We start from the raw sequence: 25704 nt of genomic DNA, 5'->3' as shown, positions 1-25704 counted from the left end.
AATAAATAATGGTGCGTTTCATTTTTGTTACCGGCGGCGTTGTTTCATCACTGGGTAAAGGTCTAACCGCTGCATCTCTCGCTATGTTATTGCAAGCGAAAGGTTTTAGAGTAAGTGTACGAAAACTAGACCCTTATCTTAACGTAGACCCAGGGACTATGAATCCTCACGAACACGGAGAAGTATATGTCACGGATGACGGAGCAGAAACTGATCTAGATCTTGGACATTATGAACGTTTTACTGGAATTTCAGCATGCAAATTTGATAATATCACAACAGGTGCGATATACTCAAAATTACTTAAAAATGAACGTTTAGGAAATTACAACGGCATTACCGTTCAAGTCATACCGCATATTACAAATATAATAAAAGATTTTATACTTTCAAACACTAAGGATTTTGATTTTGTTATTTGTGAAATAGGTGGTACAATCGGTGATATTGAAGGTTTACCATTTTTTGAAGCGATAAGGCAAATTGGCCACAAATTAAAAAACGAGCATTGTTTATTTATTCATTTAACATTATTACCTTATGTTAAAACCGCTAGTGAATTAAAAACAAAACCTACCCAACACTCAGTTAAAGAATTACGTACTATAGGTATTTCACCTAATATGTTAGTGTGTCGTGCAGAACGCAACATTTCAAAACGTGAAATAAATAAAATAGCTTTATTTTGTAATATAGAGTCTGAGTATGTCATTCCAGCAATAGATCAAAAAAATATATATTTAGTACCAATTGCATATCACAATTCAGGTCTTGACAACAAAGTATTAAAATTTTTTAACTTGAATATTACAACATCTAAATTAGATAAATGGCATGATATAATTGATAGACTCAAAGAGTCTAGCTCTAAAGTAAGAATCACCATAATAGCTAAATATTATAAATTAAAAGATGCTTACAAATCAGTAATCGAAGCACTTAACCATGCCGGTATTTATTATAAATACAAAATTGATTTAGTATGGATAAATGCTGAAAATCTAACCGAAGAGAATATTAATAAAAAATTATTAGGTGTAGATGGAATTTTAGTCCCTGGAGGATTTGGGGAACGAGCAACTGAAGGAAAAATTATAGCAATAAAATATGCTCGTACTAATAATATACCTTTTTTTGGAATATGTTTTGGTATGCAACTTGCGACGATTGAAATAGCTCGTAATTTAATTGGTATTAAAGATGCTGTATCAGAAGAGTATAAGGTAGCAGGTACAAAGATTATTGAAAAAATATGTAAGGATGATGCAAATTTAATAAACTCAAATATAACAAATGAAAATGTAAAAAAGACTATGCGTCTCGGATCTTATCCTTGTAGTTTAGTCGCGAACACCATTGCAGCTAATGCTTATAAAAGCCTTGAAATAAGTGAACGACATCGTCATAGATATAAATTTAATAATGAATTTCAAAATATTTTTGAAAAAAACGGGGTAAAATTTAGCGGTTTTTCAAAAGATAAAGAAATTGTAGAAATAATTGAACTACCATCACTTCGTTGGTTTATAGGAGTACAATTTCATCCGGAATTTAAATCTAAACCTTTTGAAGCTCATCCTTTATTTACTGCGTTTGTGAAGGCTACAATTGAGTATAATAAATATAAAAAACAATAATCAACAAATATATGAGGCTATTAAAAACCTTGACATAATTTTTGTTATAGTTTAGGTTGCATAAAAATAAGCTCATAGGTAAATTAATGGGGGCCTTAGATTCTCACTTCACAATTTGGAATAAAGCTAGAAACAGTAAATATAGGCATATAGTATGGCCGATTAGATCATATGAATTAGCCAAATTCATGCCAATGGCTTTATTAATGTTTTTTATTCTACTTAATCAAAACTTAGTTCGTAGTATTAAAGATAGTTTTGTTGTTACCTTAATTAGCTCAGAAGTATTGAGTTTTATCAAACTTTGGGGCGAAATGCCTATGGGAGTTTTATTTGTTATTCTTTACTCTAAACTCTGTAATCTTATGACAACAGAGCAAGTTTTTAGAATAATTACCAGCTCTTTTTTATTTTTCTTCACAATTTTTGGTTTTATTTTATTTCCATATAGAGATTTTTTCCATCCCGATCCTGAATTAGTCAAACATTATATCACTATTCTTCCTCATTTAAAATGGTTTTTAATAATTTGGGGACAGTGGAGTTTGGTGTTGTTTTATATTATGGGAGAATTATGGCCGGTTATAGTATTTACCCTTTTATATTGGCAGCTTGCAAATAAAATTACCAAAGTTGAAGAAGCGCCAAGATTTTATTCATTTTTTACTTTATTCGGACAAACTAATTTACTTATCTCAGGAACCGTAATTATTTATTTTGCTAAGAGTAATCATTTCTTACTGCCTTTATTTTCCCATCTCAATGATACAAATGAGATTCTTCTAAAATCATTTATTACAGTTATTTTAATATCCGGATCAATTTGTTTAGCTCTTCATAAATTTATTGATAAATCAGTTGTAGAAGCCGACAAAAATATTAAATTTAAAAATCAAAGAATAGATATACTAAAATTAAGCTTAGTTGAAAGTGCAAAAATAATATTAACTTCTAGATATCTCGGTTTTATTTGTCTTATTGTAATGTCTTACTCTATGAGTATAAGTCTAATAGAGGGATTATGGTTGTCAAAAGTAAAACAACTCTATCCTACTACAAACGATTTTATATCCTATCACGGTGAAGTATTATTTTGGACTGGAGTACTCACGTTAGTTAGTGCATTTTTAGGAAGTAATTTAATTAGAATATGCGGCTGGTTTTGGGGAGCTATCATAACACCAATTATGATGTTTGGAGCAGGCGTTATGTTCTTTTTATTTACGGTTTTTGAAAATCACCTAGGGAATATAGTCAATACTCTTGACTATAATTCACCGCTTATCATTATAGTTTCTATAGGCGGACTTTGGCATGTACTTTCTAAATCCGTAAAATATTCACTTTTCGATGCTACTAAAGAAATGGTATATATTCCGCTTGATAGTGAAATGAAGACTAAAGGTAAAGCCGCCGTTGATGTTATTGGTACTAAAATCGGCAAGTCAATAGGTGCTATTATTCAATTTATATCCTTTAGTGTTTTTCCGAATGCTGTGCATAACGACATAGCTGGTTTATTGATGTTTAGCTTTATTATCGTATGTCTATTATGGCTATACGGCGTGAGAGTTTTATCGAAACACTATAATAATCTTATTAAACACTAAAACTTGTTTTAAATAATATCCTGTCAAAAAACCTTTTCTCTCAGATAATTTTATAATATAGTAAATAGATATATTGAATATTGTAGAGGGAACAATGAAAAAAAATCCAAAAATCTCATTAATAGGTAGCGGCAACATAGGTGGTACACTTGCTCACTTAATTAGTCTTAAAGAACTCGGTGATATTGTGTTATTTGACGTGGCTGAAGGAGTATCGCATGGAAAAGCACTTGATCTTATGCAAGCTGGGACGATGTTAGGCTCTGATATAAAAATAAAAGGAAGTAATGATTATGAAGATATTAAAGGGTCTGATGCAATAATTATTACTGCCGGTGTATCAAGAAAACCAGGGATGAGTAGAGATGATCTCATTAGCGTTAATAGCAAAATTATGAAAAACGTAGCACAAAATATAAAAAAATATGCTCCGAGTGCCTTTGTAATAGTAATTACTAATCCACTTGATGTTATGGCGTATATCATGCTTAAAGAAAGCGGGTTACCTCATAATAAAGTAATCGGTATGGCAGGGGTACTGGACTCATCAAGATTTAATCTTTTTCTTGCCAAAGAGTTTAAAGTTTCAGTAAACAGCGTTAATAGTATAGTACTCGGCAGTCACGGTGATGCAATGGTACCTCTTGCAAGGTATTCCACAGTATCAGGTGTACCAATACCTGACTTGATAAAAATGGGCTTATCAAGTAATGAAAATATTGAAAAAATAATTGATCGTACTAGAAACGGTGGCGGTGAGATTGTTGCATTACTTAAAACAAGCTCTGCTTATTATGCCCCTGCAACCTCCACAATAAAAATGCTTGAATCATATTTAAAAGATAAACGTCAAATTCTTACTTGTGCTGCTTATTTACAAGGCGAGTACGGTGTGCATGATTTATATGTCGGCGTGCCTATTATTATCGGGGCAGAAGGCGTACTAAATGTAATAGAACTACAGTTAACTAAAGAAGAAAAGGCATTATTTGATAAATCGGTCGAGGGAATTAGAAAACTGATTGAGACAGTGAAATAAATTATAAGATAATATTTTTTAAAATATAATTAATTGAAGAACAAATATTAAATATAACAAAATGTTTAATATTGAGTTAATACTAATTATTATTGTTAATTTAACATAAATGGCATTATCGGTTTATTTTTATTAATGGAAAAAAATTATGAAACACAACATGAATTAAAAACGGCTAATAAGAAATCTTTATTTAATAAAAAATAAAATACTAATTATAACACATATAACTAATTTTATAGAAGCTCTAATAAATAAAATAGACCCTAGAAAATGACCAAGCTATAGATTGACAAAAGTAGAGCTTAACCATAAAGAAGCAATAATAAAGTTAAAGTCGCCCAAGAAACAAATTAAAAATCCAACGAATAACAAAGAATTTAATAAGACATCAAAAGAAATTTTAGATTTGATTAGTAACATCAACTCTAGTCAACCATCTAAATTTAGTACCGGAGAAGCCCCAATACTAAAAATACAAAAATAAAAGAACCTAAAGAAAAATTAGATAAAATGAAAAAATTTTATGACATGATTAATAAATTCATTTGATATGAATATCATTCTAGTATCAATGCAAGCAAAACAAAAAATTTAACAAGCTTCCAATCAAAAAGTACAAGATATTGTAAGAAGTAAATTTTTATACCTTTAAGGATCAGGATTTTTCAAACGGTTTACAAAATTTATTTGAGAAATTAAAAAATCAAGAAAAAAGTGCACAAGAATTTATAAAAGCTTTTAATATTCTTAGCAGAAGTAAATAAAAATTACTTTCATAATACGGGTAATACACAGGAATTAGATTTGCAATATAATATGTAATAATAGATCATACAGATAATATCTCACAAAATTATAAAAGCGCCCCTAGTCTTAATATGCCAGAAGTAATAAGAAGACAAACTAGAACAATTCACTGATAAAGTATGCTGGAAAATCTTATTATGCACAACAGACAAATATTAATACTATTTCTAGATATTCTTCTATTGATTCGTGAATCAGTTGAAGCCAAGAAGAATTATCTACCACATTCGAAAAAAGCGGCTGTATTAATTTAATTGAAACTCTTGACTTAGCACAAACAGAAATTCTATCAAATTCAAATACATTAAAAGATAAGTTAACAGTAACAAAAGAACTATAAGAATCTATTTTCAATAGAAAGAAGTAAAAAATGATAAACTTACTCAAGAAGAAATAGATAATATTTATGAGACAATAGGTATATTTAAAGAAATTATACACATGAAAAGAGCAAAAATTTATCCTCGCATATTAAGTAAAAATTATTATAAGCTAACTGACCAACGTGAAAAACATAGCACACATAGTTTAAACTGAGGATATAATTGACTCTAACTATTTAGAGTGGAATGATGATAGGGCATACCAGCTCCTTTCCAAAAATCCTATTGTGCTGGAAATGTTTTAAGTATAAAGAGGCAGTAGATGATTATATATTATCTGAGCTACAAAATGAAAAGATATATAAAGAAATATCTCCAAAGCATATTGGGTAATAACCCAGGATCAACCTAAAATATCTACAGGAGGAGTTACCAGTGTAAACTTAGAATAGCAAGGTTTGAAAGAATCTCCGATACTAAAACTCTAAAATACTGGAAGAATTGTAAGATATTGTAGAAAACAATCTCAAACTACTCAATCTATCACCATTTCTAAATTACACTCTACTACAAATAAAAGTTTATATGATAAGCATGAAGGAGGTAAAATAGAAAGGTTAAAAGAAAAATTTGAAAAATTAGCAAAAGAAGTAAAACAAATTGGAACAGAGGCCTGCAAAGATCCAAGTCTTCAAGTAATCCCAGCATAAAACCTACAGATTACAGTAACAACAGAAGAATTATCTAATCTTTATTGATATAATATGAATAGCGTATTATATGATAATGAACTATTTGTATTTTCGTAAAACTAATACTGTACTCATTAATATTATAAGCAAAAATATGAAAAAGCTTAAAGTTAGAGATAGCGACTTAAAGTTTTGCCACAACAACATACTAAAGAAAGGAGTACTTGAGGATAAAATAATACCTCCAAAAGAATGCGATAGACTATAAAGCCTCATTTTAACATTAGTCTTAAATAGGTATTGAACAATAATTTGTAGCGGTACTGAATAAAATGCTGCAAGTCCTATTAATATAACAGGACAAAGAACATTAAACATTTGTTTGTATAACATTATTTGCATCCATAAAGCAACAATAATGCTAGCAAATAAAGCCCATATAATCTGTTTTAAAGGGTTTATTTTATCAGCAAGTAGTCCTGCAAATAATGCAGATATCCCATAGGTAGTAGTAAGCACTATATTCATAAATCTTATTTCAGGATAATTTATAAAAGCTATTTTTGCTAAAAAAACTCCCAAAAAAATGACCAAAAAGTGATACACTCCTCCAATAGCACCATTTATGAGTAATGCTATTATAAAAGATGATAAATTATCTTTTATAATTTTTATTTGCTGCATACAGCTAAATTCAAAAAGCTTCAGACAAGATGAATTTAAGGATGAGTCTGCATTTTTATAATATAAAAATTCACTACTTTCTTTAAAAGAATTTTTCATCAAAATAGCAAATAAACCAAATATTGCACCGATAAAGAAATTAAAACGCCATAAATACTCGATACTAGAATTACTAGCATAATAATAAGCTATAGATGCAAGTAATGCACCTATTTGGCTACAACATGAAACTATCCCTATATTTAAATTTTTTCTGTTATATCCTGTTTTTTCAGCTACATAAACCTTTATTCCGTCAACTTCTCCAGCAAGACTTGCCAAAAAAACCATTCGGCACAATGTTAGTATTACCGTAGCAAAAATACCCATCATCTCAAAGGAAGGGGTAATAGCAATTAATCCGGTAGAAATGCTACTTATAAACATCGATATCTTTATAGATTTAGTACGTCCGTATTTATCTCCGACAAATCCAAAAATTAAAGACCCTAAAGGTCGTACTATAACGGCTGCACTAAGAACAACAAAAAAACCGAGTAGTTGTTTATCCTGCTCTATACTAGGCAAAAAATTTTGTGCAAGAATACTAGCTGATAAACCGAATAGAGCATAATCGTAATAACGGACAATTGTTGTAAAAAATGCAACTAAAAAAGCTGAATTAGACATATAACATTTTCTTTTGGTTGCAACATCATATGATACCAACTATTTAGTTTCAATATAAAAATCTTTTATTTATTTAATTATAATTCTATCTAGTTGCTTGACAACGGTATACAAAAAATACTTTAAGACACTACTATTTTTAACTGAATCCTGCTACAAGCTTGGCTTTGCTGTATGGATTGGTATAAATGCTCTTTATATGTCATGCCTGCAATCAATGGCATAACATATAAAGAGCCAGTAAATTCTTGAAAAAAACATAACCTTTGTAAAAATCCTAGGATAACTCCTCTGCTTTTAAACTCTATTTTTTCTTTGTCCCTTTAAGCTTTCGCTAGTTCTTCTTTATACTTAATCTCTTCCTTGAGACATTTGTGCACTAATATCTTCTGCCTCATCTATTTTAGTCTTAGAAATTGATAGAAATGGAAGAGTCAGACACACTAATTCTAGGCATTGAAGGGGCGGCATCATCACCGGTACTGCTAGGCATAGTTAGAGTGTGTTTTAAAGATTGATTAACAACTGTTGCTTGCTGCTGTTGTACTTTCTCTTCTTTCATACGTTTTATTGCTGCAAATGCTCCTTGGTGCTATACAGCTGAATAGATTTTAATTCTGTAGTAATTTGCCATCTGTCTTCTCTAGTAAGATTAGAAATCGGTTTTTTCTCAAGATCTGTTTTTCTTTTTATTAATTTTTTCTGTGCTTACTTTATTCTGCTAAACGTTTTGCACGATGATCTATTTTTCTTCTATAATCTCTGTTCACTACTTGAAATAATCCTTTACTTGTCTACTTTGAACTTTTTTCTTTAACTCTTTATCAAAAGAAAGCTGTATATTTTTTTGTCTAAATCAGAATATTGATTTATTTATTGATATAATTAGAGCTCTTTTATAGCCTCAACGCACGCAAAAGTAGCTATTCTTAGTATTTCATTAGCTGTTGCTGTAGTTTGCAGTATTTGAACGGGTTTTTCAAATCCATTTGTTATAGGACCTATAAAGCTGTGTGATGAAAATTCTTGTAATAATTCAGTAGAAATAGCAGCAGAATTTAAACCGGGCATAATTAATACATTCGCAGTGCCCGATAATCTACAAAATTTATATAATTTACGTAACTCACTGTCTAAAGCCACCTTAACCGACATCTCGCCATCATATTCAAAATCTATTTTCATGCCGTTAAGCTCTTCTTTCTCTTTATTAAAGTTATCAAGTATATTTATGGCTTCACGTATACGAGCAGTTTTTTCCTTGGAAGAATTACCAAATGTTGCAAAAGACAGCAGCGCGACTCTTGGAGTAATACCCATATTTTTAGCAATTTCTGCCATTTGGGTTGCTATTTGTGCCAATTCCCAACTATTTGGACATTCTGTAATACAATTATCAGCAATAATAATATTATTGTCTTTAGCAATCATAATTGAATAACCTAATATTCTACGATTAGGTTTTGGTGAAATAACTTGCATAATATCTTCTAAACTATTGATATAACTTTTCGTAACACCGGTTAAAAGAGCATCACCATCACCACATGCTACCATACAAGCAGCAAAAATATTCTTATCAGTTTTAACTAACCTAGCACAATCTCGATACAAATAGCCTCTACGTTGTAGTCTTTTATATAAATAATCAATATATTTCTTTAGACTATCACTCAGAGCCGCATTCATTACTTGAATTCCGTCTAAGCTAATATCTTGACCTAGCTTTTTTAGTGTAGCCTCAATTCGCTCAGTACGACCAATTATAATCGGACGACCATATTTCTCATCTCGCATCATAAGAGCGGCAGAAATTACTTCCTCTTCTTCCCCTTCAGCAAAAACAATCCGTTTAAGCGGTGCATTATGAATTTTTTCAGATAAAAAATTCATATAGTGAGCAGTAGGATTTAATCTACTACCTAATTCTTTTTTATATTGACTAATATTAAAATCTTTAATTCTAGCCACACCGCTTTCTATTGCAGCAACAGCAACTGCTGATGCTACTACGGTGATTAAACGAGGATCAAACGGTACGGGAATAATATATTCTTTACCAAAAACCATCTTATGCCCTGAGTATGCTTTATATACCTCTTCAGGTACAGGTTTACGAGCAAGTTCTGCTATAGCTTTGACAGCAGCTCTTTTCATTTCCGTATTAATAGTCTTAGCTCTTACGTCTAACGCTCCTCTAAAAATATAAGGAAATCCCATAACATTGTTAATCTGATTATTATAATCAGATCGCCCTGTTGCTATAATTGCATCATCCCGCACAAACTTTATCTCTTCTGGAGTAATTTCTGGATCAGGGTTAGCCATAGCAAAAATAATCGGATTATTTGCCATTTTGCTAACCATCTCTTTAGTGACTACCCCTTTTACTGACAACCCTATAAATACGTCTGAGTTATTTAAGCTTTCCGCTAAAGTTCTAAACTTAGTATCGCTTGCATATAGCTCCTTCCATTTATTCATACCTTGAGTACGTCCTTGATAAACAACACCTTTAGTATCACATAAAATAATCTTTGATTTATCAGCTCCAAGAGCAATTAATAAATCAATGCAAGCAATAGCCGCAGCTCCTGCTCCGTTAATTACGATTTTTAGATCTTCAAGCTTACGATTAGTAAGATATGCAGCATTTATTAGCCCTGCTGCAGTAATAATTGCTGTTCCGTGCTGATCATCATGAAATACCGGTATATCCATTAAAGACTTTAACTTTTCTTCTATAATAAAACATTCTGGAGCTTTAATATCTTCAAGGTTAATACCGCCAAAACTATAACCAAGATATTTCACGGCATTAATAAATTCTTCAGGGTCTTCGGTATTAACTTCCAAATCAATTGCATCAATATCAGCAAATTTTTTAAATAATACAGCTTTTCCTTCCATCACCGGTTTTGAAGCAGCTGCTCCTAAATTACCCAGTCCGAGTACGGCAGTACCGTTAGAGATCACAGCCACTAAATTACCGCGAGCGGTATATTTATATACTTCCTCTAGATTTTTAGCAATTTCAAGGCAGGGAGCAGCAACACCAGGTGAATAAGCAAGTGATAAATCTTGCTGAGTCACTAAAGACTTTGTTGTAGAAATAGCGATTTTACCGGGTTTATCTTTTTCATGATACTCAAGTGCTTCAGCATAATTTATTTTATTCATTTTAGAAATTCCTATTTTATTATTGTTCTTATGTCATACTACGACTTGATCACAGTGTATCACGGGATTATATCTTAAGACCATGTGGTCAAGTTGCAGGACGATATTACTACATAATCTTTATCCTATTATATACATAATAATTGATATAGTAATCACTGAGAAAAAAGTAGTAAATGTTATAATCGACGCCATAGAATCAGGATCACCGTCAAGCTGACGAGATAAAACATATGCAGTACTTGCACATGGAAGACAGCTATATAATATTCCTACCGCTCTATCTAGTCCATCAATTGACATTAACCATAGTACCATTAAGCTAACTAGAGGAAATGCAACTAATTTAACAAAGCTTGTAAACATTACATTATATAAAAGCTCTTGTCTAATAGTAAAATTAAGCCCTGCCCCAACATTTAACATACCAATAGCTAAAGCAGCATTAGATAAGCTATCTAATGTTTTCTTAAGCCCTAAATGTAATTCAAGATTTGAGTAATTAAAAACAAATCCTACTAAACTTGCAATAATTAACGGATTACGCACAATTAACTTTATCATTAAAATAAAACTAGTTCTAATAGTATTAGTAATCGATTTATTAGGGATATAATAAGCAAAAATCATTACCGATAAAATATTGGTAAAAATAATCATATAAGAAGAAATAACGGCAACGACGGAAAGCCCACTAGAACCAAGTAAGGGACTACTCACGCCAAAAAAAATGTAGCTATTATAACGAATTGAGCCTTGAAAAATGGAAGTAAATTGGACTTTATCTATATTGTATTTTTTTTGGTAAATTATAAGACCCAGTGATACAAGAATAGTAGATATAATAAGCGCCACTACTAACTTAATTATTGATCCAACACTTAAGTCGGCAGTAGATACGTAATTAAAAAGCATAGCGGGAAATAGTACAAAATATGATAATTTTTCAATACCACGCCAAAATTCTTCTGAAGTTAACCATTTATTTTTAATAATACTACCAAGAAGTGTAATCAAAAAAATAGGTAACGTACTACAAAAAATTTCATTCATTTGTTTTCTTGTCATACCAGGATTCTATATGTCATTCGCACGAAAGCGGAAGTCCAGTAAAACGCATAAAAAACCAGTTTTTATTTGTTTATTTTATCAATAATATATAATTTTCCAATTATTAAGGTTATGTTTTCTGGATTCCCGGTTTCGTGGAAATGACATAAAAAAACCCTATAACTTCCCTTCAATCAGATTCTTCATTGCCTTTATACCATAAAGTTTTATAAAAGTCCCAAGTCTTGGACCATTGTTTTGCCCAAGCAATATTTGATATAGATCATTGAAGTAATCACGCAAATTTTCATACCCTGCTTTTATTCCAATATCATATATTGCTTTTTGTATTACTTCGCCCTCCATTTCTTCAGATATACTAGATAACATATCTAATATATCCTGTAAAATAACCTTATGCTTTTCAGAAGGGGTTAAATATGATTTATGTGCTTTAATAAAGTCATTATAATATCTTATAGCAAATTCTACCAAGCAGTCAAGATAAGGAGCAGTATCTGGTGTTGCTTTAGGTTCATATTTGCTAATAAAACCCCAAAGTACCGATTTATCTGTAGGATTACACACAGAAGTAAGATTTAAAAGTAATGAATATGTAATGCCAAAAGTCTCAATTTTTGGAACATTTCCATGATGAATGTGATAAACGGGGTTAGCAAAACGCTTTGCCCTATCCTCTTCCAAATGATATTTCTGATTAAAAGTAATATATTCATCAATATTTTTAGGCATTACATCAAAAAACAAACGTTTAGCTCTAGTTGGATTTTGGTACATAAATAATGCCATACTTTCAACAGGAGCATATTTAAGCCAATCATCAACACTAATACTATTACCTTTTGATTTCGAGATTTTTTCACCGTTCTCATCTAAGAATAACTCATAACATAGCTGTACTGGAGGTTTACCTCCTAGGATTCGACAAATTTCTGAATAAAGACAAGCATTTGCTAAATGATCTTTACCGTACATTTCGTAATCGACTTTAAGAGCAGCCCAACGCATACCAAAATCTGGTTTCCACTGCAATTTACAATGTCCTCCCGTTACCGGTACTTCTACGTAATTACTGTCCTCATCTTTATATGTTACAGTACCTAGTTTAGCATCCCACTTCTCTATATGTACTTGTAGTACTTTACCTGTTTTCGGGCAAATAGGCATGAAAGGCGAATAAGTAGCTCTACGCTCTTCTCTAAAAGTTGGTAGCATCAATTCCATTATTTCATCATATTTTTCAAGCACCTTTAGTAGCATTGCATCAAACATACCTGCTTTATAACACTGAGTACTACTATAAAATTCATACTCAAAGCCAAATTTATCAAGAAATGAGCAAAGCTTCGCATTCATATAAGCCCCGTAACTTTCATATTCACCAAACGGATCAAAAATAGAGGTAAGTGGCATATCCATATACTGTGCTACCATTTCAGGGTTTGGGATATTACTCGGTACTTTACGAAGCCCGTCCATATCATCAGAAAAACATATTAATTTAGTCGGAATGCTTGACAATTGCTCAAACGCTTTCTGCACCATTACCATACGAGCATTCTCACCAAAAGTACCAATATGAGGCAGACCTGAAGGACCATAACCCGTTTCAAATAATACATAACCTTTTTCAGGAGTTTTACCGTTTAAGCTGTCTAATATTTTTTTAGCTTCAACAAAAGGCCAAGCGTTTGACTTAATAGCATTTTCCCAAATTTCCGACATTTTATTTTCTTGCACTTTAATTAATAATCAGTGACAATATACTAAATTTATTTATTTGTAAAATATCACTTGAATTTTTTACGATTTTAAAGAATGTTATATTAGTTCTCTACCGCAAAAGTGAGAATCCAGACAAAAGTGAAATTATTTGAGCTTTTAATTTTAAAAATATTAATGTGCGTATACTTTATTATTAATGACTGATTCCACCTTCGCAGGAACGAAATACAAAAGCACAAAACATGACATAGAGACTATCCAATTAAAACTTTCAAAACCCATGTTTATTAACACTACCATAAATTACATAAGAAAAGATGGTTATAAAGTTCTACATTTAGGGCTGATTACCATTTCTATAATAGCACTTGCTACTGCTTATATTGCCGAATATATATTCCATTATACCCCCTGTCCTTTATGTGTTTATGAAAGATTCCCATATCTCACATTAATCAAAATTTGCTTAACTGCTCTAATTATTAGAAAACTAAGCAAATACACTTTAATATTTATCTTCTTAACTATGCTTAGTTCCTGCATATTATCAACATATCATAGCTTCGTAGAACGAGGGATTGTACAACCCAGTGCCCTGTGCTCATCAATGATCCGTATCCCACAAGGTCTATCAATCCAGCATATTAAACAAATGCTCTACTCCCAGCCGATTACGTCCTGCACTAAACCCGCAATTAAAATCTTTGGTATTTCCATGACAGAGTATAATCTACTCTTAAATATCGCTCTTCTAATCTGTTTACTTATTATTTGGTTTTATCCAAAATCTAATAAATAGTGAAAATATTAGTTATTGATTGCAAAAATTAAAACTTATTGTCATCTCAATATTTGTATATTATTTCTCGTTTCTTAGTTTTTTTAATTTAGTTAGGAGGGTTATATAAGAATAATAATCGTAACTAATTTAAAACAGGAAGAGACTATGATGAATAATAATGAAAATAATGTATTTATAAAACCAGTTTATAGCGATCTTTAGTAAAGTTCAAGCTAGAAAGCGTAGTTAATATTGATGAACACAAGAATGAGCACGGAGACATGCATTATAATACATTATTTTGGGAGACTTCAAAAGAGCTAAATATTACTTGAACATGATGCTAGGATAACCGAGTTGCCAATCCATACAACAATACCTTACTTCTTACCCAGCGTACTCAACAAAATAAACAATAATATTCCTAAAATAAGCTTAAGATTTATAGGATCAATGCTAGTCTTGAGTAAAGAGCTTAGAGCAATATAAGTAAAATAATATACCTATAAAACAAGAAAATATCTCTTGAAATGCATTAAAGCTATGAGCCATGGATTAAAATATGATACCCTATAACAATTGCACCGATACCGGACTAGTGCTATACCAAAACCCATATTTATATCGGAAAAACCATTTACTTGTGCAGATAAAGTACCAGTTAAAGCAGCAAGCCCGTTACTTATGCTAAGACCGATAGTGCAGTAAAACTCAGCAGATTTTCCTAAATTAATTAACAAATCTTTATTAAAACCAAAAGCTCATAGTAATAAGCCTAGATTACCTCTCAATAAAATTATAACTGCAAATATGATAAAAAAATTGATTATTACTAAAGGTACTAACCAATTTTCAACCTTTAGTACAGATAAAAGAGTCGGCATACTGACTGAGGACCGAGGATATTAGGACGCTACATAATTTGTAAGTTAATTGAATAAAGCATGAAAATTCCAAGTATACCAGCTATAAGCCCTGTTAATGCGGCCATTCTTCTGCATGAAACTAACAATATTACCAATAATTCCACCTGCTATTACGGCAAATATTAATGCAGGAAATAATCCAAACGAAATAGTGCGATCAAACACTGTTGCACCAAGTACATAAGTACCTCCTACGGTAAGATCATTCATTTTCAGAATCCGATAACTTATATACATCTCTAAACGGCAACATTATTAAAGATTGCTCAAGAGCAGTAACAACAATACTCATATATTACTCTGTAACTTCTTTATGAACCAAAAAAAGTACCGAGAGGTTTTCTTTAGTAAACATTTCTTGTTTTTGCAAAGATTGAAGATTAATAAATAAAGTTAAATCTTCCATAATCCCAAAAGGGATATTTTCCGGCTTTACTCCCTGTAAGATCTTTTCACTATTAAACCCGCTTCTACACCTATTTGCTTTTCTTGTACTCCTACAACAATAGTCGCCCCATTAATGACCGATCCTTCATCGGAAGCAATTATCGGAATACAGCATTTAAATGCTTCTTGCTTTAAAATATTAATCCCACTAACTATTAATGATCTTTTAAAATTATAAAACTCTGCGTATTTGCAGGAGCATTTTTACAGCTACCGGCATATCATCTAAATTTTATATCATTGCAAGATGCAATTAAACATATTCTTTTCTGCGTATAATTTCAATTCTTCCACTTCAGGTATAACTTTCTCACTACTACTATAAATTAAAGTGATATTCTGTAAGAAAAACAACTTACTCAGTGTATCAGTGATTTTTATTTCATCACTAATACCAGTAACTAAAAGTAGATTTTTATTATCAATCATAGCAGCAGCACAAACAATCGGCTTACCCTTAATATGAGCAATTATGGTTTGGCTAGCTATTGTACCAATTGGGATTATTACATCAATATCTTGAACCTTTTATTTGCTTTGTCATAGTAAGTAAAATATTAGAATCGGCATGAGCATTTTTAACGATAATTGCTGTATCTATGTCTTTTAATAACTCTTTAATTCCTGATACTATTTGTGTCATTGCAGTATGTTCAAGCGGAACAATCAATGCCACTTTTTTTGATCTGCATAAACTGCAGATGTGATAAATAAAACAAAAAGAAAAGAGGGAATTTTTTGAAAAAAATTAGAGATAAACATTTTAATATCCTATTATAAGCTATAATTTAATAACCAAAATCAAATTTGCATACAGCAAACCCATAAGCGTAAAGAACTAACTACACCAACACCCATTTTGTACTAAACTAGTAACCTTTAAAGATATCATAAATATTTTTAACTATTGTAGAAACATAAATTAAAGAAAAGAATACATTCTCCTTTGATTAGAAGCTAATAAATCAAGCCCTACCTTGATTTTGTATTATAAAGCACCATTTTAAGATTATGTCAATAACTAATAAAGACATTACCTAAAAGGGTATTATTACACAACTCTTGGAAAAAACTTTCTTCTCATGAAGATGCTTTGTTGCATAAATTCTATGTCATTCCCGCTTTCATAGGTTATATTGTACAGCACGAAAGTCATTATTGCAAGAAAGAATTTTAAGTTTTGACTAAGCAATTCAATAAAAAATGTAGCCTTTAGCATTTTTTTAAATTATTTTTCTGGATTGCTATGCTCCTTGCAATTGCTTAGCTTATGACAACTTGGTAACCATACAACAAAGTCGATCAAGTTAGCTAGGATAACACTGAAAAACTAATCTACACAAGTAGGCCTATTGCAGAAATGACATAAATCGCTTTTCAAAAAGTATACAACAAGATTTGAGAAATGAAAAAGAAATTCATTTCTCAAACTATGCATCTTCTGTGTGTTCTAATACTGTTTGCCCTAGTAATTGCGATAGAACATCTTGACTTGCTTCAGTCCAGCTTATAGGCGGCTCTTCACCTGTTACACCGGTACCATAACGCGTATTAAACATTGAAGCAAAATGAGTAGTTGATTGATTAAATTCTCCATTTACTTCTATTCCATAACCATAATTTTTTAATGCTTCTTGCAAAGCCGCTACTTTTTCACCTTCATCTCCTTGCTTTACCAATACTTTACTTCTCTGTTCTTCAGTAGTCTCGATATATTGACCAAAACCTTTTTTTGCTAACTCTTGCCATGGGAAAAATTTACCGGGAGCAACATGTCTTTCCGCCACTTCACCAAGACCAACTAAATCATGTTTTAAATCTAAATCCGGATATCGTACTTTTACATCCTCAAGGAATTTACATAATTGCTCTATTTGTGCTTCAGGAAAATCGCTTTTTGCATCATTAATAAGCATATTCCCAATACCAAACTTATTAACACCTACTTCTCCTTTCCAACTACTTTTACCAGCATAAAAAGCTTGTTCCGTTAAATCATTATGATATTGATACTGCATCCCATTCTTATCAGTTATGTAATGAACACTTGCACCTCGTATTTGTAATACTTCAAGAGTAGACTGAATATTATCACTTACAGAATAAGTAATAACTACACAACTAGGTTTTACTCCTTCTGGTCTTGGAGACATATACTTACCGTTTAAACTATTTGTATTGCTAATACCATTATTTTCGATGTCCTTACTTTTACTCATAAGTTTCCTCCAACATATTTAATAATTGTAATGATTCAGAGCTTACTAAACCTTAACAACTAAGTCAATGAAAATTTAAATAATTATTTACAAGGTAATTGATACTGATCTGACAAGTTCAATTATTATTTTTCTAATATTGACTTCCCATAGTCCTTGATAATTCTTTATAATCAAAAGAGACTTCATTTTCATATTACATTTCTTCTTCAACAATAATTATTTAAGAAATCACTTTCTATTTCTTTGAATATATTATTAGAAGTATTTTCATCGTCGGTTTTTAACTTTTCTTCTTCAGAACTAAAAAAATATTTTAAATATATATTTAAAACTTTTCAAAAATATATAACCTACTTATAGGTATATTAAATCCTCTTTATATTTTGGAGAACACTGATGTCTCAAGCTTGTCATAATTCTTTTTAGCTAATACCTGCAGCAGGTCGTAGTACTTTTAACGTACACTTTGCAAGTTTTTCCAGATATTTTATTGAATCATTACTCTACAATAATCTTTAATTTTTTTGTAAGGTTTTAACTTTAAATGTAGTAAATATACTACTTTTATTACTTTAAGCAACTGTATTAAAAATTAAATATAATAATGCTAAAACCCTTTATTTACCAAGAATCAAAGCTAATAAATAATTAATTAAAAGTATAAAAGTGATCAGTAATATAATAGTAAAATTACCGAATTGTGAGAATATAGTAGGAGAGTTTAGTTTTTTAGGAATTAAACCTTGGATATAATTTATTTCATTTAGATTCAGTTTTTTTATTGTTCTGCCACAAGGATCTACTATAGCTGAAATACCGTTATTAGCTACTCTAATCATAGGTAAACCGTTTTCTACAGCTCTACTTCTACTAATATAAAAATGTTGATATGGACCACTTGATTTACCATACCATGCATCATTTGTAACATTAATTATCACATCCACAATTTCATTATTCGTCCGAACAAAATCAGAAAAAATTGACTCATAGCAAATCAGAGGTTTAATTTTGAGATTGTATTTATTAAGATAGACAAGACCACTGTTGCCTTCTTTATAATCAATTAAACCATGGGTTAATTTTTTAAACGGTAATATTGTTTTTAATGGCATATATTCACCGAAAGGTACTAAATGTGATTTATGGTATTCAAATAATTTATGACCGTTTTTAGTAAGAGCATACATAGCTGAGTAAAGTTCAAACTCATCACCTTGTTTTTTATTATCTGCGATCCCTCCGGTTATTAAAATAGCATTTGTTACATTTAACATTTCTAATAATTCTGATTTAACTTGTGGTAAATCAAATGGCACTACTAACGCTGCTTCAGACCAAATAATTAAATCAGTAGGTTCTTCTGACTTTTCCGATAAATTAATATGCAGCATTAAATTATGCCAAAATTCTTCTTCATTCCATTTTTCGATTTGAGGGATTGAAGGTTGTACTAAGCGCACTTTTATATCAGTGAAATTTGTAGGGTTATTACTTAGCCTTGCTACTCCGTAAATGACAATTACAGTTAATATTACAACTGAACTAGCTAATAATATTTTTAACTGAGTAAATTGCTTGCTAAATAAAGGATAAGCAGAAGTGGCAATATATATAACTATAAAACTAAACCCATATATCCCTATTATACTTAAAGGCTGTATTAAAATATCCGAAAATGAAAAAGCATAGCCAATCAAATTCCAAGGAAACCCGGTAAACATCCATGATCTTACCCACTCAAATAATACCCAACATAAACAGAATATAAATTGGTAATACTTATTATTTTTAGCAAAAAAACTAAACATGCAACTTACCGATATAAAGAAAGCTAAAACTATAGGTAGTCCAAATAAAGCAAAAGGAATTGCCCACCAAAAATCTGCAATATAAACACTGATACCGATACTTATCCAATATACTCCACTTAAAAAATGCCCAAAACCAAATAAGTAACCGATTTTTGCAGCTTCTTGCCAATTTTCAGATTTTTGAATTATGTAACATAGATAAGATAATGTTAATAATGCCGGCAAAAAGAACGTCGGAGCAAAAACGAAACCGCTTAACATCCCAAATAAAAAGCAAGTAATTTTAGATCTATACATTTTATTATTTATAAATAAGTAAAATTTATTTACAAAATAATACATCATGCTATCATTTCAGCAACTTTTTAATATAATTGAGTAAAGAAATGACTACAGGGTTACTACAAGAAAAAAAAGGTTTAATTACAGGTATTGCAAATAATATGTCAATATCATGGGCAATTGCACAACTTGCTAAAAAACATGGGGCAGAGATATGGTTGACTTATCAATTGGAAGCACTAGAAAAACGAGTTAAACCGCTTGCTGAAGCAATAGGCTGTAATTTTGTTAGCGAACTTGATGTTACGAATCCAAAATCAATTAGTAATTTATTTGATGATATAAAAGAGAAATGGGGTAGTTTCGATTTCTTACTTCACGGAATGGCCTTTGCTGATAAAAATGAATTAAAGGGACGTTATATTAATACTAGCTTAGAAAATTTACATAATTCTTTACATATATCATGTTACTCTCTTTTAGCACTCGCAAGGGCAGCAGAACCTTTAATGCATGACGGCGGAAGCATTGTGACCTTAACTTACTACGGCGCTGAAAAAGTTATACCTAATTATAATGTAATGGGGATTGCTAAAGCTGCACTTGAGGCTAGTGTAAAATATCTAGCAAACGATATGGGAGAAAATAACATTAGAGTAAATGCTATTTCGGCAGGCCCTATCAAGACTTTAGCGTCTAGTGCAATAGGTGATTTTAGTACTATGCTTAAATCTCACGCTGCAACTGCACCGTTAAAACGTAATACTACTCAAGAAGATGTAGGCGGAGCGGCAATATATTTATTCAGTAATTTATCTAAAGGTGTGACTGGTGAAATTCATTATGTAGATTGTGGTTATAATATTATGGGAAGTAATAAATTATAAGCTATGAAGTAAATATGTTGTTATACAGCATCATTGCAAACAATCTTTGATCGCATAGCAATTCATAATCAAAATACACTGGATTGCTTTGCCAATTATTTCATAATTTCCTCGCAATGATAAAAAATCAAACACAACAAAAACATCACAATCCGCGATCCCTTTTTTTGAGGTACTCAGGTTTTGGCGGAACAGGTGGTTTTTTAGGTTTTGCCTGAGTATTTTTAACCTCTGATGGCAACGACGAATTATTAAATCTGTTTAACTCTTCTACAATTTGTTTTAACTGTTCTGGTACTTCTATCTTTAGAGGAGTATGAGAATTTTTAATTTCACTATTTATTATTTTTCCTATTTTTTTAAGATTTTTTTTAGAAATAGAATACGATTTTATACCTATATAATTAATAATCTTTGACCACCAAGCTTGTCTTTCATGTAATCCTTGATATATTAAATCTACTAAATCATTTTTTGTGAATGTTAATATATAATTAGAAGTTCCTGCTAATAAAGATTTAGATATATGCCTTTGTATTTCTCCTCGTCTCTTATCTCCAATCTTGACCTTTTTGTCTTTCTCTAATGTTGTTATTGCTTTTTCAATTATTGAAAATATTTTATTCTCTTTTCTATTTGCTTTATTGTCTAAATCTTCTTTTGTATTAAAATGTGTATTTGTTCCTATTTTAGCATCTACTAATTGTTTAACATACTTATCGTTAGGATCTTGTATTTTTCGCTCTATCTCAGCCGATTTTAAACCTAATTTTGCATATATCTCTGATTCTCGAAAAAGTGGAGCATATAATAAAAAATTAATACTTTGCGCTATTCTACTATCTATTGAATCTTTAGAATCTCTTTTGGGATAAAAATTTGCTTGTAAAATATGATAATGATCTAGTATTTCCTTTGTTATATCTTTTACATCAAGAGGTTGTAATTCTCCTGTAGAATTAAATTTTGCTTTCATACCTGAGCGTTTTGCCTCTAATAATAATATTTCTTGAAAAACTTTATTATTAGGAGTACGACAAACAAAATTAGGATCATTATCCGGCATTAATGCATCCGCATTTTTCATTATTGTTTGATTGAGTTTATGTAATTGCTCTTTATTAAGCTTTTTATCTAAAAAACTTATAAAAGCTTCCCTATGTTTTTGCTTACTTGCAGTACTAAAAGCCTGCTGCATCTTTTGCAAAATACCAAAATCAAAATTTTCACTATCTATTTCTTTGATAACTAAATGTGTTAAATTTTTTGTTTCAGTATTCACTGTTTCTTTTTTATTTTTTGTAGCCATTTTTTAAATATTAAGATTAAATTAATTTCTAGCTATTTTGCTATATTTATAATCAAAACCACAGTATCTTGAAAGTCATACTAAACTTTCACTATTTCCCAAAATTTCTATTGATTCTATTGTCTCATTATTTGATTGACTATACATTACTAAATCTAAAATATTCGAAGCTACTAAATTATTAATATAAACACCCTTGACATCATTTAATACATAATCGACCACTAATAATTTAGAATCAGCAGAAGCTCCATATAATGCTTTTTTTCCCTCAAATACTTTTTTAAATATATCTAACTTAAGTAATTCTTCACTTACAGCCCTTTCTCTAATATCTCTACTCACAAATAAACACATTATGCTTTGTGCTAAACTATTTTTAACATAATAATTTTCTAAAGCCTCTTCACTTGTGTCACCTAATTTTTTTAAATCTTCTTTGTATAATTCATATGCTTTCTTGCGAAATTCATCGTCTCTAAATTTTTCCAAATAAAAATTATTAATTAGTAGCTTATAAAGTTCAAGTACCATACTAGAAAAAGTAATTGTTAAATTTCCTTTTTTATCAATATCTACAGTAAACTTGTTGCCTTTTGCTTCTAAATAGATTAGATCTCGAAATATACTATCCTCTTTTGTTCTACGAAGTAAAAAAGCTGAGTCTTGAGAATCAACTAAATCTAAAGCGTGTTCCATTATTTTTACATTAAGTTCATGTAACCTATTGTTAGATACCATATCCTTTATATCTGCTAGAAAAGATTTTTTATCATCTACTTTTAATTTTCTTAAATTGTCTAAAACTTCTAAAGTTATTTCTCCTTGTTGAATTTTTTTAACTAACTCAGAATAATTGCTGAGTTCTTCTTCTTGATTTTCGTATCCTGACCAATAATAGATATTGGGTTCTACTTTTTGTCTTTGATCTAATACAGAATATTTTTCTTTAATTTTTTTAGGTTTACTAATACAAGAGGTTACCATTTTTTTTAGCTTCATATAATTTATTCCGTAAATTAAAAAGGCATATTATATTTCGTTAAAAAATATTAACAAGTACTTTTATTGAGGGGATGATGTAACAATGCTTTTTTTAGATGATTAGTTTGAAGATGAGTATATATTTGGGTTGTAGATATATCGGCATGACCAAGTAGTTCTTGAATAACTCTTAAGTCTGCTCCGCCCTCAAGTAAATGACTTGCAAAGCTATGGCGCAATATATGCGGAGAAATATGCTCAGGGTTAAGCCCTGCATAAAGAGCGGCAGATTTTAACAAAATCGCAAAATTTTGCCTAGTCATATAACCGGCAATAGATGATGAAGGAAATAAATAAATTAGATTTTTGGGTTTTGCTTTATTTACAAAAATATCTCTAATTGCAAGATATTGAACAATACTAATAACTGCCTTTTCATTTATTACTACGACTCTTTCCTTATTACCTTTACCCAGCACAGAAAATACTTTCTTCACCTCTCCTGACATTTTATTAAAAATATCAACAAGTTTAAGACTAACCAGCTCTGAGACTCTAAGACCACTAGCATAAAGCAAATGAATCATTGCATTAAGCCTGATCCCTTCCGGCGTAGAATCTTGGGAGCAATATTCAAGTAACGATTTAATTTGATCTATAGACAATATTTTAGGAAGCTTATTTTGATATTTCGGTAAATCGACGTTAAGAACCGGATTAAAAGCAGTATGATTTTCGCTAATTAAAAATTCATAATAACTTTTTATAGTTGAGATTTTTCGATTGATAGAACGAGCGTGTAAATCATTACCTGCTAAATACTCAATCCAATTTCTGATATTTTCTGTGTTTATATTTAATTCGGATAATTTTTGTTTAGCAAGATAATTTTGAAAGTCCAATAAGTCACGCTTATAACTAAGTATAGAATTTTTTGACAGCGCTCTTTCGGCTAAAAGCATTTCTAGGAATTGCGAAATAAATTTCATAAGATTTTTTAATTTCTATAATGGAGGCCAGGGTCGGAATCGAACCGACGAATAGAGGATTTGCAGTCCACGGCATTACCACTTTGCTACCCAGCCTGAAATATTTATAATACTGTAAAAGTATTGTCGTAGGTAGGATTCTTCCTTCTTATCATCTCCACAACTTGATTGCAGCTTGACAAACAGAATGATAGTAAATATTAATAATATCCACCCAAAAAAGCAACTATTTTTATACTCAACTCCTAATCCTTACAGGATATTTAAACTATTCATCTGTTATAAAATTCAAGAACTTGCTAACAGAATCTACTATATATTCATTTGTAATATGAGGAAAATTTAGCAATTCCTTTAAAATTATGCTTGATTATTTAGTTATTAAAAGATTATTTAATTGCAATAAAGGAACTACCGAAGCACACCTTGTAACTTATATTAAGCCTCAGCTTAACATAATCACTCTAATATCATTATTTAAAAACACTATATCTTGAATCAATGATTAACCACTTGCTTTATCTGGATTAATATAAATCTTACTTGATATTCTGCAACTAATTTCCCCGTTATATTTTTCAAATTAAGAGAGTTAATCATGTTCTGCACTCATTATACTAAATAATATCTCTGGTCTAAAATTCCCAATATAGTGCAAACACTATAATTGGGATCTTCAGAATTTTAATTACCGTATCCCAACTCTGCATATAAATCATCAAATCTTGCAGGTAGATTTGCATAAAAACTAGCATCTTATATATTATAGTTATCGTATTTGTAAATATCGGACATTATAATAAATTATAGCTACCTATTCCCTGCTCTACTTTTGCTAATCAATCAGAAGGTTCTTTAGAACTATCTAATATTTCACCATTAAGATATTGATATTCTTTATCTCTATTATTAGTTATTAGTTTAAAGGAATAATCTTGAAGCGAATCGCCGGAATTCTTAAATGATGCTATAAATTGTGCTATTACTAAGTAACTAAAATGGATAAATCCTATATCACTAAAACTATAGCACTACAATTACGATTATTTATCCTACTAAAAAGTTTGCTCAAACCAAGCGTAAATCTACTTAGGATTAAAGTATCATCGATAATGAAGTATATACCACCCTCACCTGTTACCGATCCTCCAAACCTGATGTTGCAAATCTAAAGCCGTTAGCAGTAGTTAAAAATTTACTTTTTTGATTTATAGATTTTACTGAGGATATTATTTGAAAAAAGCTCATTATACCAATTGGAATTTAAAATAAACTGATAATCTAGCGAATACTTGATATCTGTGAATAGCCAACTGCTAAATGATTAGCCTCAAGTAAATAAGCAGACTAAGCAACGCTAACTTAAACTCCTTGATGCAGTATATCAATTATTAAATGATTAATATCACCACTTTGCACGGCAATAATCATTCTTATATGTTTACTTGATAGTATTCAACAGGATTAATAGTATTAAATACCTTAATTATAAAGCTATGCAAATCCTGTTTTATCGTTAAATAGAATTTAAGAGTTCTTGGAGTGGATCATATGTGGTTTAATTGTCATTCCTTTATATTTTTATGTCATTCCCACATAGGCAGGAATAACATAATTAATATA

General features: G+C 30.4%; 17 protein-coding genes, 1 tRNA gene and 2 pseudogenes. 6 read left to right on the top strand and 14 right to left on the bottom strand.

Annotated elements, in window-relative coordinates:
- Positions 1–8: 8 nt before the first annotated feature.
- The 3 genes from AAGW17_RS03650 to mdh all read left to right on the top strand — a co-directional run bounded on the left by AAGW17_RS03650 (position 9) and on the right by mdh (position 4286).
- Positions 9–1637 carry a CTP synthase gene (locus AAGW17_RS03650; protein WP_347938700.1) on the top strand — a complete coding sequence of 543 codons (1629 nt, stop codon included), beginning with the start codon at positions 9–11 and terminating at the stop codon, positions 1635–1637.
- A gap of 86 nt (positions 1638–1723) precedes the next feature.
- Positions 1724–3247 carry a nucleotide exchange transporter Tlc2 gene (gene tlc2, locus AAGW17_RS03645; RefSeq protein WP_347938699.1) on the top strand — a complete coding sequence of 508 codons (1524 nt, stop codon included), beginning with the start codon at positions 1724–1726 and terminating at the stop codon, positions 3245–3247.
- Between the two features lie 94 nt (positions 3248–3341).
- Positions 3342–4286, top strand: a complete 945-nt coding sequence (mdh, locus tag AAGW17_RS03640; RefSeq protein ID WP_347938698.1) for a malate dehydrogenase — start codon at positions 3342–3344, stop codon at positions 4284–4286.
- 1924 nt (positions 4287–6210) lie between these two features.
- Here mdh and AAGW17_RS03635 read toward each other — a convergent pair.
- From AAGW17_RS03635 to AAGW17_RS03615, 5 genes are all read right to left on the bottom strand, one after another.
- A complete protein-coding gene (locus AAGW17_RS03635) occupies positions 6211–7464 on the bottom strand; it encodes an MFS transporter (RefSeq protein WP_347938697.1) in 1254 nt (417 codons plus the stop codon).
- A 409-nt stretch (positions 7465–7873) separates the two neighbouring features.
- Entirely contained in the window at positions 7874–8026 is a 153-nt protein-coding gene (locus tag AAGW17_RS03630; protein ID WP_347938696.1) for a hypothetical protein, read from the bottom strand.
- A 323-nt stretch (positions 8027–8349) separates the two neighbouring features.
- The gene (locus tag AAGW17_RS03625; RefSeq protein ID WP_347939410.1) at positions 8350–10653 is read right to left on the bottom strand and encodes an NADP-dependent malic enzyme; all 2304 of its coding nucleotides are present in this window, start codon (positions 10651–10653) and stop codon (positions 8350–8352) included.
- A gap of 111 nt (positions 10654–10764) precedes the next feature.
- Positions 10765–11697: an AEC family transporter gene (locus AAGW17_RS03620; protein ID WP_347939409.1), complete on the bottom strand. Its 933-nt coding sequence runs from the start codon at positions 11695–11697 to the stop codon at positions 10765–10767.
- 174 nt (positions 11698–11871) lie between these two features.
- Positions 11872–13440, bottom strand: coding sequence for a lysine--tRNA ligase (locus AAGW17_RS03615; protein ID WP_347939408.1), 1569 nt, complete (start codon positions 13438–13440; stop codon positions 11872–11874).
- Positions 13441–13720: 280 nt separating this feature from the next.
- Here AAGW17_RS03615 and AAGW17_RS03610 point away from each other — a divergent pair, with 280 nt between their 5' ends.
- Entirely contained in the window at positions 13721–14239 is a 519-nt protein-coding gene (locus AAGW17_RS03610) for a disulfide bond formation protein B (protein WP_347938695.1), read from the top strand.
- Between the two features lie 362 nt (positions 14240–14601).
- Here AAGW17_RS03610 and AAGW17_RS03605 read toward each other — a convergent pair.
- The 5 genes and pseudogenes from AAGW17_RS03605 to lnt form a co-directional block, all read right to left on the bottom strand.
- Positions 14602–15439 (bottom strand): annotated as a pseudogene (locus AAGW17_RS03605) (ABC transporter permease subunit).
- A 3-nt stretch (positions 15440–15442) separates the two neighbouring features.
- Positions 15443–16056: pseudogene (locus AAGW17_RS03600) on the bottom strand (ABC transporter substrate binding protein).
- A 49-nt stretch (positions 16057–16105) separates the two neighbouring features.
- On the bottom strand, positions 16106–16270 hold the full coding sequence (locus AAGW17_RS03595) for an ABC transporter substrate binding protein (RefSeq protein ID WP_347938694.1): 165 nt from the start codon (positions 16268–16270) through the stop codon (positions 16106–16108).
- Positions 16271–17024: 754 nt separating this feature from the next.
- Entirely contained in the window at positions 17025–17813 is a 789-nt protein-coding gene (locus AAGW17_RS03590; protein WP_347938693.1) for an N-acetylmuramoyl-L-alanine amidase, read from the bottom strand.
- Between the two features lie 620 nt (positions 17814–18433).
- A complete protein-coding gene (gene lnt / locus AAGW17_RS03585) occupies positions 18434–19927 on the bottom strand; it encodes an apolipoprotein N-acyltransferase (protein ID WP_347938692.1) in 1494 nt (497 codons plus the stop codon).
- Positions 19928–20016: 89 nt separating this feature from the next.
- On the opposite strand from lnt, the gene fabI reads away from it, so the two are divergent.
- On the top strand, positions 20017–20799 hold the full coding sequence (fabI, locus tag AAGW17_RS03580; protein ID WP_347938691.1) for an enoyl-ACP reductase FabI: 783 nt from the start codon (positions 20017–20019) through the stop codon (positions 20797–20799).
- Between the two features lie 145 nt (positions 20800–20944).
- On the opposite strand, the gene AAGW17_RS03575 is transcribed toward fabI, so the two are convergent.
- The 4 genes from AAGW17_RS03575 to AAGW17_RS03560 form a co-directional block, all read right to left on the bottom strand.
- Positions 20945–22108, bottom strand: coding sequence for a DUF5410 domain-containing protein (locus AAGW17_RS03575; RefSeq protein ID WP_347938690.1), 1164 nt, complete (start codon positions 22106–22108; stop codon positions 20945–20947).
- Between the two features lie 75 nt (positions 22109–22183).
- Positions 22184–23110 carry a DUF5410 family protein gene (locus AAGW17_RS03570; RefSeq protein WP_347938688.1) on the bottom strand — a complete coding sequence of 309 codons (927 nt, stop codon included), beginning with the start codon at positions 23108–23110 and terminating at the stop codon, positions 22184–22186.
- Positions 23111–23160: 50 nt separating this feature from the next.
- Positions 23161–24081, bottom strand: a complete 921-nt coding sequence (gene xerD, locus AAGW17_RS03565; RefSeq protein ID WP_347938687.1) for a site-specific tyrosine recombinase XerD — start codon at positions 24079–24081, stop codon at positions 23161–23163.
- A 21-nt stretch (positions 24082–24102) separates the two neighbouring features.
- Positions 24103–24177 (bottom strand) — tRNA-Cys (locus AAGW17_RS03560).
- A 902-nt stretch (positions 24178–25079) separates the two neighbouring features.
- Between AAGW17_RS03560 and AAGW17_RS03555 the strand changes: the two genes are divergently transcribed.
- The gene (locus AAGW17_RS03555) at positions 25080–25253 is read left to right on the top strand and encodes a hypothetical protein (protein ID WP_347938686.1); all 174 of its coding nucleotides are present in this window, start codon (positions 25080–25082) and stop codon (positions 25251–25253) included.
- Positions 25254–25704: the final 451 nt, after the last annotated feature.

Origin of the sequence: Rickettsia sp. Oklahoma-10 (genome assembly GCF_039954865.1) — a bacterium.
In the GTDB taxonomy this organism is placed as follows: Bacteria; Pseudomonadota; Alphaproteobacteria; order Rickettsiales; family Rickettsiaceae; genus Rickettsia; species Rickettsia oklahomensis.
The sequence above is the reverse complement of the archived record's forward strand: the minus strand, read 5'-3'. Positions and strand labels throughout refer to the sequence as shown.